The sequence below is a fragment of the Nocardioides sp. GY 10113 genome, assembly GCF_004919105.1.
Lineage (GTDB): Bacteria > Actinomycetota > Actinomycetes > Propionibacteriales > Nocardioidaceae > Nocardioides.
The window spans coordinates 1-10,741 of record NZ_STGK01000029.1 but is presented as its reverse complement, the minus strand read 5'-3'; the positions used below and the strand labels follow the sequence as shown (position 1 = coordinate 10,741).

The 10,741-nt window shown below is 73.8% G+C and carries 9 protein-coding genes and 1 pseudogene; 1 reads left to right on the top strand and 9 read right to left on the bottom strand.

All coding sequences use genetic code 11. The features are described from left to right. From E8D34_RS20575 to E8D34_RS20540, 8 genes and pseudogenes are all read right to left on the bottom strand, one after another. Positions 1–402 (bottom strand): annotated as a pseudogene (locus tag E8D34_RS20575) (alanine dehydrogenase); the annotation flags it as partial. Positions 403–503: 101 nt separating this feature from the next. Then, positions 504–1,133: an NUDIX hydrolase gene (locus E8D34_RS20570; RefSeq protein WP_136596383.1), complete on the bottom strand. Its 630-nt coding sequence runs from the start codon at positions 1,131–1,133 to the stop codon at positions 504–506. Positions 1,134–1,146: 13 nt separating this feature from the next. Then, positions 1,147–2,919, bottom strand: coding sequence for a CTP synthase (locus tag E8D34_RS20565; RefSeq protein WP_136596385.1), 1,773 nt, complete (start codon positions 2,917–2,919; stop codon positions 1,147–1,149). Positions 2,920–2,951: 32 nt separating this feature from the next. Then, positions 2,952–4,772 (bottom strand): DNA repair protein RecN, encoded by a 1,821-nt coding sequence (gene recN, locus E8D34_RS20560; protein ID WP_136596382.1) that lies wholly within the window; start codon positions 4,770–4,772, stop codon positions 2,952–2,954. Further along, the gene (locus E8D34_RS20555; RefSeq protein WP_136596381.1) at positions 4,769–5,857 is read right to left on the bottom strand and encodes an NAD kinase; all 1,089 of its coding nucleotides are present in this window, start codon (positions 5,855–5,857) and stop codon (positions 4,769–4,771) included. Before E8D34_RS20555 ends, recN begins: the two co-directional genes overlap by 4 nt. Continuing rightward, a complete protein-coding gene (locus E8D34_RS20550; RefSeq protein WP_136596380.1) occupies positions 5,854–6,702 on the bottom strand; it encodes a TlyA family RNA methyltransferase in 849 nt (282 codons plus the stop codon). Before E8D34_RS20550 ends, E8D34_RS20555 begins: the two co-directional genes overlap by 4 nt. A gap of 1 nt (position 6,703) precedes the next feature. Further along, on the bottom strand, positions 6,704–6,889 hold the full coding sequence (locus E8D34_RS20545) for a hypothetical protein (RefSeq protein ID WP_136596379.1): 186 nt from the start codon (positions 6,887–6,889) through the stop codon (positions 6,704–6,706). A 9-nt stretch (positions 6,890–6,898) separates the two neighbouring features. Continuing rightward, complete coding sequence (locus E8D34_RS20540) at positions 6,899–7,957, bottom strand: HAD-IIA family hydrolase (RefSeq protein ID WP_240771488.1); 1,059 nt, start codon at positions 7,955–7,957, stop codon at positions 6,899–6,901. A gap of 52 nt (positions 7,958–8,009) precedes the next feature. On the opposite strand from E8D34_RS20540, the gene E8D34_RS20535 reads away from it, so the two are divergent. Then, positions 8,010–9,128 (top strand): DUF1015 family protein, encoded by a 1,119-nt coding sequence (locus E8D34_RS20535; RefSeq protein ID WP_136596378.1) that lies wholly within the window; start codon positions 8,010–8,012, stop codon positions 9,126–9,128. Between the two features lie 19 nt (positions 9,129–9,147). Here E8D34_RS20535 and E8D34_RS20530 read toward each other — a convergent pair whose 3' ends face one another. Further along, positions 9,148–10,617 carry a M4 family metallopeptidase gene (locus tag E8D34_RS20530; RefSeq protein ID WP_136596377.1) on the bottom strand — a complete coding sequence of 490 codons (1,470 nt, stop codon included), beginning with the start codon at positions 10,615–10,617 and terminating at the stop codon, positions 9,148–9,150. Positions 10,618–10,741: the final 124 nt, after the last annotated feature.

Here is a 10,741-nt window from a genome sequence, read left to right as displayed (position 1 = left end):
CGACATCGGGTAGAGCAGCGGCAGCGCGCCCGAGGGCAGCTGCACGGTCTCGTAGGCGATCGCCGTGGTGCCGGCCGCCAGCAGCCGCTCGGTGAGCGGCTTGTCGGCGGCCAGGTGCAGGTAGGTGAAGAGCGTCAGGCCCTCCCGCAGCCGGTGGTACTCCTCGGCCACCGGCTCCTTCACCTTGAGCACCATCTCGGACTCGGCCCAGGTCGCGTCGGCGTCGGGCACGATCCGCGCGCCGGCCGCGACGAAGTCCTCGTCCGAGATCGACGAGCCGATGCCCGCGCCGGCTTCGACCAGCACCTGGTGGCCGTGGGCCACCAGCTCGTGGACGCCGATCGGGGTGATCGCCACCCGGTACTCGTGGTTCTTGACTTCCTTCGGAACGCCGACGCGCATCGCTGCTCCCTCTCCGCCGGTCCCGGACCGGCAGCATCCGTCCTGTGGCTCACAGTACGGCCAGCGGCCGCCGGAGCGCCGCCGCGCGCCTCGCCGATCTCCTAGCCGGTACGCCGCCGGGCGGCCGCGTGGGCGAGCACGGCCTGCACGGTGGGGCCGTCGGCGATCGAGCCGTCCAGGACCCGCTCGACGAGCTCCTCGAACGGGACCCAGAAGGTCTCCAGCTCGGCCTCCTCGTGCTCCGGCTCGAACCCGTCCCGGCCGGTCGAGGTCAGGCCCCGGGCCAGGAAGAAGTGGAGCCGCTCCTCGGTGTAGCCGGGCGAGCTGAACGTGGAGAGCAGCGGCGTCCACTCGGTGGCCGAGACGCCCGCCTCCTCGAGCAGCTCCCGGCGCGCCACCTCGACCGGGTCCTCGCCGGGGTGGTCACGGACCCCGGCGGGGAGCTCGATCAGCCGGTGACCGGTGGCGTGGCGGTACTGGCGCTGCACCAGCACCCGGTCCTGGGCGTCGATGGCGAGCACCACCACCGCGCCCGGGTGCTCGACCACGTAGCGCCGGAAGGGCGCCTCGTCGTCGGCCCCGGGGCGGTCCACCAGGTCGGCGCGGAGCGCGACCACCCAGCCGCTGCGGAAGACCTCGGTGCTCTCGAGGACCGGCCAGGAGTCAGCCAGGTCCTGGGCCAGGTGCTGGCCCAGGACCGGCGGCAGCCCCTGGGGCCGGTCCTCCGTCACGTCCGTGGCCGGCTCAGGCGTCGACGTCGGCGGTGGCCGCGGCCTTCGCCCCGGTCTTCGCGTCGGCCCGCGGGGCGGCCGGCGCGTCGTCGATGTCGGCGTGCAGGTTGGTGTCGTCGATCTCCAGCCGGGTCTCGCGCTGGCGCTTGATCGCCGCCTTCACCAGGCCCGCGAAGAGCGGGTGCGGGCGGGTCGGACGCGACTTGAGCTCCGGGTGCGCCTGCGTGCCGATGTAGAACGGGTGCACGTCGCGGGGCAGCTCGACGAACTCGACGAGGTCGAGGTCGGGGTTGAGCCCGGAGAAGACCAGGCCCGCGTCCTTCAGCGCCTTGCGGTAGCTGTTGTTGACCTCGTAGCGGTGACGGTGCCGCTCCTCGATCATCTCCGCGCCGTACAGCTCGCGGGCCAGCGTGCCGGAGCCGAGCTTGGCCGGGTAGGCGCCCAGGCGCATCGTGCCGCCGAGGTCGCCGCCTCCGTGCACGATGTCCTTCTGCTCCTCCATGGTGGCGATCACCGGCTCCGGTGTGTTCGGGTCGAACTCGGTGGAGCCGGCCTGGGTCAGGCCCAGCTCGGTGCGGGCGTACTCGATCACCATGCTCTGCAGGCCGAGGCAGAGGCCCAGGGTCGGGATCTGGTGGGTGCGGGCGTAGGTGAGCGCGCCCAGCTTGCCCTCCAGGCCGCGGATGCCGAAGCCGCCCGGCACGCAGATCGCGTCCACGTCCCCGAGGTGCTTGGCGGCGCCGGCGGGCGTCTCGCACTCGTCGGAGGGGATCCAGCGCAGCTCCACCTTGGCCTCGTTGGCGAAGCCGCCGGCGCGCAACGCCTCGGCCACCGAGAGGTAGGCGTCGTGCAGGTCGATGTACTTGCCGACCAGCGCGACCGTGACGTTCTCCTTCGGGTGGTGCACCCGGCGCAGCAGGTCGTCCCAGAGCGTCCAGTCGACGTCGCGGAACGGCAGGTTGAGGCGGCGTACGACGTAGGCGTCGAGGCCCTCGCGGTGCAGCACCTTCGGGATGTCGTAGATCGACGGCGCGTCCGCCGCGGTGACCACGGCGTCCTCGTCGACGTCGCACATCAGCGAGATCTTGCGCTTGATGCCCTGCGGCAGCTCGCGGTCGGCGCGGCACACGATCGCGTCGGGCTGGATGCCGACCTGGCGCAGCGCGGCGACGGAGTGCTGGGTGGGCTTGGTCTTCAGCTCGCCCGAGGGGCCGATGAACGGCACCAGGGAGACGTGCAGGAAGAAGCAGTTGTCGCGGCCGATCTCGTGACGGACCTGGCGGGCGGCCTCGAGGAACGGCAGCGACTCGATGTCGCCGACGGTGCCGCCGATCTCGGTGATCACCACGTCGACCGGCTCGGAGCCGTGACCCATGGCCAGGATCCGGTCCTTGATCTCGTTGGTGATGTGCGGGATCACCTGGACGGTGTCACCGAGGTACTCGCCCTTGCGCTCCTTCGCGATCACCGAGGAGTAGACCTGGCCCGTGGTGACGTTCGCGATCTGGTTCAGGTCGGTGTCGAGGAACCGCTCGTAGTGGCCGACGTCGAGATCGGTCTCGGCACCGTCGTTGGTGACGAACACCTCGCCGTGCTGGAACGGGTTCATCGTGCCCGGATCCACGTTGAGGTAAGGGTCCAGCTTCTGCATCGTGACCCGGAGGCCACGCGAGCGGAGCAACCGTCCGAGGCTCGAGGCCGTGAGTCCCTTGCCGAGGGAGGAGGCGACACCTCCGGTCACGAAGAGGTGCTTTGCCTGCCGAAAAGATCCGCTACCGGGCGCCATGTTCACGGGATTCCATCCTATCCGTTCGGGGCTCAACAAGCACGCTGGCGGGCATCTACGGCCTGCCGCGTGTCGCGCCGCGCGGCGCGGTCGGCCCCGTGCTCCTCCTGCGCGAGGTCGAGAAGCTCGCGGGCGTGCGCGAGCGCCGTGTCGGAGCCGGCCAGGCCGGCCATCATCCGGGAGAGCTCCTGCTCGCGCCCGGTCGCGTCGAGGGTGGTCAGGCCCGAGGAGGTCACGCTGCCGTCCGAGGACTTCTCGACCACCACGTGCCGGTCGGCGAACGCGGCCACCTGCGGCAGGTGGGTGACCACCAGCACCTGCGCGTCGCGGGCCAGCGTCGCCAGCCGGCGTCCGATCTCGACCGCGGCCGCGCCGCCGACACCCGAGTCGACCTCGTCGAAGACGAACGTCGGCACCGGGTTGGTGCCGGCCAGGCAGACCTCGACCGCGAGCATCACCCGGGAGAGCTCGCCACCCGAGGCGCCCTTGTGCAGCGGGCGCGGCTCGGCGCCGCTGTTCGCGGCCAGCAGGAACTCGATCTCGTCGATCCCCGAGCGGCCGAAGCGGACCCACTCCCGGCCGTCGGCCGCCTCCACCTCCAGGCCGTCGGCCGGCGGCTCCGCGCCGGGGGTCGGTGCCTCGACCACCTGCTGGCGCACGTCGATGGTGAGGCGGGCGTGCGGCATCGCCAGCAGCGTCAGCTCGTCGGAGACCGCCTCGGAGAGCCGGCCGGCGGCCTCCGCCCGCGCCGCGCTGAGCCGGGTGGCGGCGTCCGCGAGGCGCGCCCGCAGGTCGGCCCGCGCGGCCTCCAGCTCGTGGATCCTGTCGTCGGTGGAGTCGAGGTCGCCGAGGCGCGCGGCCGCGTCCTCGGCCCAGGCCAGCACCTCGGCCACGGTGTCGCCGTACTTGCGGGTCAGCGCGATCAGCGCGGCGCGCCGCTCCGAGACGCCCGCGAGCCGGGCCGGGTCGACCTCGATCCCCGACGCGTAGGAGGCGACGTCGGCGGCGACGTCGGTGAGCAGGTAGCTGACCTCGGTCACCCGGTCGGCCAGCGCGGCGGCCTCGGGGTCGTGGTCGCGGACGCCCTCGAGCAGCCCGCGTGCGGCCGCGACCGCCCCGAGGGCGTCGGGGCTGCCGTGCTCGCTGGAGAGCGCCTCGCGGGCCTGCTCCGCGGCGCCGCGCAGGGTGTCGGCGTGGCCCAGGCGCGACTCCTCGGCCGCCAGCTCCGCGTCCTCGCCGGGCTGCGGCGCCACCGCGGCGACCTCGTCGACCCCGAACCGCAGCAGGTCCGCCTCGCGGGCGCGCTCGCGGGCCTGCCCGCGCAGCTCGGCCAGCGCGCGCTCGGTCTCGACGAGCCGCGCGTGCAGCGACCGGTAGTCGGCGAGCAGCGGGTCCAGCTCGCCGAACCGGTCCAGGGCCTCCCGCTGGGTGCTGGCACGCAGCAGCCGGTGCTGGTCGGACTGCCCGTGCACCGCCACCAGCGGCTCGGTGAGCGCGGTCAGCGTCGACACCGGTACGGCGGCCCCGCCGGCGTACGCCCGCGAACGGCCCTCGGCGCTGACGTTGCGCGCGAAGACGACGCGGTCGGCCTCCACCTCGCCGCCCGCCTCGTCGACCGCCTCGGCCAGCCCGGCGACGGCGCCGGCGGCGACCAGCCCCTCGACGCGGGCCTGCCGGGCGCCGGAGCGGACGGCGCCGCTGTCGGCACGGCCGCCGAGCAGCAGGCCGAGCGCGCTGACGACCATCGTCTTGCCCGCGCCGGTCTCACCGGTGATCACGGTCAGCCCCGGCCCGAGCTCGAGGGTCGAGGACTCGATGACGCCGAGTCCGCTGATCCGGATCTCCTCGATCACGCTGTGTCTCCTGGCTGGTCGTGCGGTGTCTCGACGGATGATGCGGCGGATGATGCGGCGGATGATGCGGCGGATGATGCGGCGGGGGCGTCGGCGGGGGCGTCGGCGGAGCCGGCGTGCGACGCGGCCGGCGGCTCGCCGCGGTGCGCGGCGCGGCGTTGCTCCGCGGCGCCCCGCCAGCCCTCCACCGAGAGGCCGAACTTCGCCACCAGCCGGTCGGCGAACGGCGCCTGGTGCAGGCGCACCAGGCGGACCGGGCGCAGCCCCCGGCTGACCTCGATCCGGGCGCCCGGCGGCAGGTCGATGCTGCGCCGGCCGTCGCACCAGAGCACACCGGCCCCCTGGTTGCCGGCCAGCACCTCGATCGCGATGACCGAGGAGGGGGCGACCACCATCGGCCGCGCGAACAGCGCGTGGGCGTTGAGCGGGACGATGCACAGCGCCTCCACCTGCGGCCACACGATCGGGCCGCCGGCGCTGAAGTTGTACGCCGTGGAGCCGGTCGGGGTCGCGCAGACCACGCCGTCGCTGGCCCAGCGCGACAGCGGCCGGCCGTCGATCTCGACGATCACCTCGAGCATCCGCTCGGGGGTGGCCTTCTCCACGCTCGCCTCGTTGAGCGCGAACGTCGAGGAGACGAGCCGGCCGTCGTGGAAGGCGCGGACGTCGAGGGTGAGCCGGTCCTCGGTGGTGTAGCGCTGGTGGATGATCGCGTCGATGGTCGCGGCGACGTCCTCGTGCTCGGCCTCGGCCAGGAAGCCGACGTGACCGAGGTTGACGCCGAGCACCGGGGTCAGGCGCTTGTGGGTGACCTCCGCGGCGCGCAGGATGCTGCCGTCGCCACCGATCACCACGGTCAGCTCGCAGCCGTGGCTGGCGTCGGTCTCGGAGTCGGTGAGCTCGACCCGCGGGTCGTACTCCCCCGGGTCCAGCGCCAGGTCGGCCGCCTCGTGGCGCAGCAGCCGCACCACGATGCCGTGGCCGGTCAGCTCCTTGACGAACGAGCGCGCCACCTCGCGGGCCTCGACGCGCCCGGTGTGGGCGAGCACCAGCACCCGGCGCGGGGTGGCGTGCGGCTCGCTCATGGCTCCAGCCTCTCATCCGAGCCCGACGGATCCGCCGACCCCGTCCCCCGGCGCACGACGGCGGTGATGGTCTCGTCGTCGATCGTGGCAGGGCCGTGGCGCAGCCACAGGAAGAACTCCACGTTGCCCGACGGTCCCGGCAGCGGGCTGACGGTGACCGCGCGGGCCCCCCAGCCACGCTCGGCGGCCGCGGCGGCGACGGTGCGCACGGCCTCGGCGCGCAGGTCGGGGTCGCGGACCACGCCGCCCTTGCCGACCCGGTCCTTGCCGACCTCGAACTGCGGCTTGACCATCAGGGCCAGGTCACCGTCGGGAAGGGTGACCCCGAGCAGCGCGTCGAGCACCAGCGTCAACGAGATGAACGACAGGTCGCCGACCACCACGTCGACCGGGCCACCGATCTGGTCGGCCTCCAGCGTGCGCACGTTGGTGCGGTCGTGCACCTGCACCCGCTCGTCGCTCTGCAACGACCAGTCGAGCTGCCCGTAGCCGACGTCGACGGCGACCACGGTCGCGGCACCGGCGCGGAGCAGCACGTCGGTGAACCCGCCCGTGGAGGCGCCGGCGTCGAGGCAGCGACGGCCCGCCACGCTCAGTCCCGCCGGACCGAAGGCGGCCAGGGCGCCGAGCAGCTTGTGGGCTCCCCGGGAGACGTAGTCGGGACCGTCGTCGCCCTCGCTGACCACGATCGCCACGTCGGTGGTGACGCCGGTGGCCGGCTTGGTGGCGGCGACGCCGCCCACCTTGACCCGGCCGTCGGCGATCAGGCGCGCGGCGCGCTCGCGCGAGGGGGCCAGGCCCCGCCGGACGAGCTCCGCGTCGAGTCGGAGTCGGCGCGGTGGCATCTCAGGCCGGCGTCGACGGGGCGTCAGCCGGAGGTCGTCCATCGAGGGTGGCGCGCAGCACCGCGTGCGCGGACTCGAAGACCTCCGCGTGCTCGGACACGGGACGACCGGCCAGCTCGGCCACTTCCGTCAGCGCGGCGTCGACCTCCTCGATGCCGGTCTGCGGCGGCGCGGGTACCTCGCTCATGCCTGCAGGCTACCGCTCCGGCCGGGCTCGCCGCGGCAGCGAGAGCCCAGCGATGTCGGCCACGTCGCCGGTCCGGTCCAGGTGGTCCCAGGCGGCGGCGACCGCGGCCCGCCAGGCGTCGTCGGTGTCGCCGGGGGCGCCGTCGGCCTCGACCGTCAGGCGGCCGTCAGCCACCCGCGCGGACCAGGCCCCCACGACCCACTCGGGGCCGGTCTCGCCGGCGTAGCTGCGCGGGTCCGGGTGCGGCACGCTGAGCCCGGCCAGGTCGGAGGCCAGGTACGTCGGCCGGCAGTGCGGCGGGGCAGCGACCAGGTCCGCGATCCCCGAGACGCCGGTGAGCACCAGCAGCGAGTCCGTCCCGACCCGCCGGGCGCCCTCGATGTCGGTGTCCAGGCGGTCGCCGATCATCAGCGGCCGCTCGCCGCCCATCCGGCGGACGGTCTCGTCCAGCAGCGGTCGCTCCGGCTTGCCGGCCACCACCGGCGTCACCCCGGTGAACCGGTTCAGCATGTCGACGAGGACGCCGTGACCGGGCGCGATGCCGGCGGCGCTCGGGAACGTCCCGTCGGTGTTGCTGGCGATCCACGGCAGGCCGTCGCGGATCCGCACCGCGGCGTGCATGATGTCGCGCCACACCACGTCGGGCCCGTACCCGGTCACCACCGCGACCGCCTTGCCGCCTCCGTCGGCGTCCGAGACGCCGACCGGGGAGAGCCCCGCCGCGACCAGCGCGGCCAGCAGACCGGCACCGCCCAGGCACACCACCGGCGCGCCCTCACCGAACCTCTCGACGGCCACCCGGGCGGCCGCCTGGGCGGACGTGACCACGTCCGCCGCGCCGGCCTCCACGCCGAGGTCGGTCAGGTGGGCGGCCACCGCCTCCGGCGTACGGGAGGCGTTGTTGGTGATGAACGCGAGCCGCATCCCCGACTCCCGAGCGGTCGACAGCGCTGCCGCCGCCCCCGGCACGGCGTGGTCGCCGATGTAGACGACCCCGTCGAGATCGAGCATGCCGAGGTCGTAGTGGGCGGCGAGTGGAACCGCGGAGGAGGCCAGCACGGCGACCATTGTCCCAGGCGAGGATTCCGGGGGTTTTCCGGCTCGTTCGTAGGATGACGGGATGGACGCGACGACGCTGGTGACCCCGCCGTACGTCGCCGGCCCACTGCGCCTGGCGCCGTTCGCCGCCCTGCGGCTGACCCCCGCCCGGGTCGGGGACCCGGCCACCGGGCGCGCGTTCGCGCGGCCGTACCGGGCGGTCGCCTCGCGCCTGCAGCGATGGCAGGGGAAGGGCCTCCTCGAGCGCGACCCGGTGCCCGCGCTCTACCTGCACGAGTACACCGCCAACGGGATCACCGTCCGCGGCCTGGTCGGGGCGCTCGATGTCTCCCGCCGCGCCCGACGCCCGGAGGACCGGGTGGTGCTGCCGCACGAGGGGATCCACCCCGTGCAGGCCGACGAGCTCGCCGACCGGATGGCGGAGATGGAGCTCAACCCCGCACCGATCCTGCTCGTCCACCACGGCTCCCCGGAGCTGCGCGACCTCACCGGGAAGATCCAGGCCGGCACCCCCGACCACGCCTTCACCGACCGCTCCCAGCAGCAGCACCGGCTGTGGGCGATCACCGACCCCGAGGTGCTCGCCGCCCTCGCCGAGCAGCTGGCCGACACGCGGGCGTTGATCGCGGACGGCCACCACCGGTACGCGGCGTACCTGCGGCTGCAGCAGCGCGGCATCGGCACCGCCTACGACGCGGGCCTGGCGATGCTGATCGACCAGGACGACACCCCGCTCTTCCTCGGGCCCATCCACCGGGTGCTCGAGGGCACCTGCCTGACGGACCTCGAGCAGGCCGCGTCGATCCTCGGCCTGCCGTGCGAGCGCGTCTCGCGGCAGCAGGCCGTCGCCTCGCTCGGGCCGACCCAGCTGGCCGCCACGGACGGCCGCTCCTGGATCGCGGTCACCCTCGAGGTGCCGTTCGACAGCGCCGCGGTCGAGGTGCTGCACCGCACCGTGCTCCCCGCCCTCCCCCACGGGCCCTCGTCGATCACCTACCACCACACCGTGGAGGAGGCGCTGGATCGAGCGCAGCCCGAGAAGGCGGTCGCCGTCCTGATGCCGGCGCCCTCGGTCGACCAGGCCCTGCGGATCGCCGAGGACGACCGACTCCTGCCGGAGAAGGCGACGTCGTTCCAGCCGAAGCCGAGCCTCGGCGTGCTGCTCCGTCCGCTCGCCTGACCGGCCCCGGGGCCGGGGCTCACGCCACCGCCACGCCGACCGCCGCCCATCCGACGCGGACGGCCTGCGCCGCGGTCGACCCGCCGCCGTGGCGCGCGTTCGCGGCCTCGAGGGTGATCCGCGCGAACTCCGCGAAGCTGACCTCGGTCCGGCCCGACAGGTCGCCGATGGCCGACCACCAGACATCGAGCGGAGTCTCCCAGGCGTTGCCGCCCACCCGCTCGGCCATGCAGTAGAAGGCCCGGCTGGGGATGCCCCCGTTGATGTGCACGCCACCGTTGTCCATCGTGGTGGTCACGTAGCCGTCCATGTGGGCGGGTTGGGGGTCCCTGCCGATCGCCGGGTCGTCGTACGCCGTCCCGGGCGCCCGCAGGGATCGGAGGCCCTCGCCCTTGATGTCGGGCATCAGGACGCCTCGCCCCAGGATCCAGTCCGCCTCCTGGGTGGACTGGCCTGCCGACCACTGTCGGCACACGGAGCCGAGGACGTCGCAGATCGACTCGACGAGCGCGCCGGTCTGGCCGTCGAAGGTCAGGCTGGCGAGCTCGGGCAGCGCGTGACAGAGCTCGTGGGCGATCACCTCGTCCGACAGCATCGGCCCGAAGATCTCCTGGTCCCCGTCGCCGATCAGTACCCCGTTGCCCGACCAGTAGGTGTTGGTGAACGACTGCCCGTAGTGCACGTACAGGTCGATCGGGTGGGTCGTGCCCGACGGGCTGGCCCGTCCCAGGACCTCCTGGAAGAACCGCACGGCACCCTCCCCCGCACCGAACGCCTTCTCGGCGACCACGTCCGTGCTCGCGGGGCCGCCGGTCGTGCGCACCAACTCGGCCGCGCTCCAGTCCTGGCTGTTCTTGCAGTCGAGCACCCGCACGGTGACCGCTTCCGAGACGGTCGCCACCTGCACCTCGGTCGCGGCGCTGGCCCGCTTGGTCAGCTCGCTGCTCGGTTCCCGGCCGGCAGCTCGCTGCGTGACCTCGAACTGCACGAAGAGCGAGGGCGCGCCCAACAGGTCCGCGGCCGGCTGCGGAGACCCGCGTCGGCGCACCGACAGGAGCCCCACCTGCCGCTCGATCTCGTCGCCGTGCACCCGCGCGGCACGTCCGGCCACCCGCAGGGCCTGCTGCAGGTACATCACGCCCTCGTTCACCATGCGCGACGGCTCCTCGCGATCCGGACGCGAGCCGACGTAGCCGATCGCATCGATCGCCGCGTAACCGCGGTGCACCAGGTTGAACAGGTCCGGGCTGCGCCGCCGCGCGAGGAGCTCCCCGTACCTGTCCCACGCGTCATGGGACAGCGTCGCTCGCGGCCAGGTCCCGGTGGACGTGAAGTACGCGATGTGCGCAGCGTTGCCGGCCAGCTCGGAGTAGATCATCCGGGCGGCCGTCCGGACGGTCGTCCGGCCGCGCAGGTACGACGTCAGGCCGGCGACCGCGCCACCGCCAACGGCTCCGATCACGGCCACGAGAAGTGGGCTCAGATCCACGGGCACCACTCCTCGCAGGCCGACGCCTCCCGCTCCGATGGTGCCACAGGCCGCCGAGGCCAAAAAGCCGCCAGGGGCCACACCGATGGGTGTGGCCCCTGGGGCAATGTTTGTCCGGCGGCGT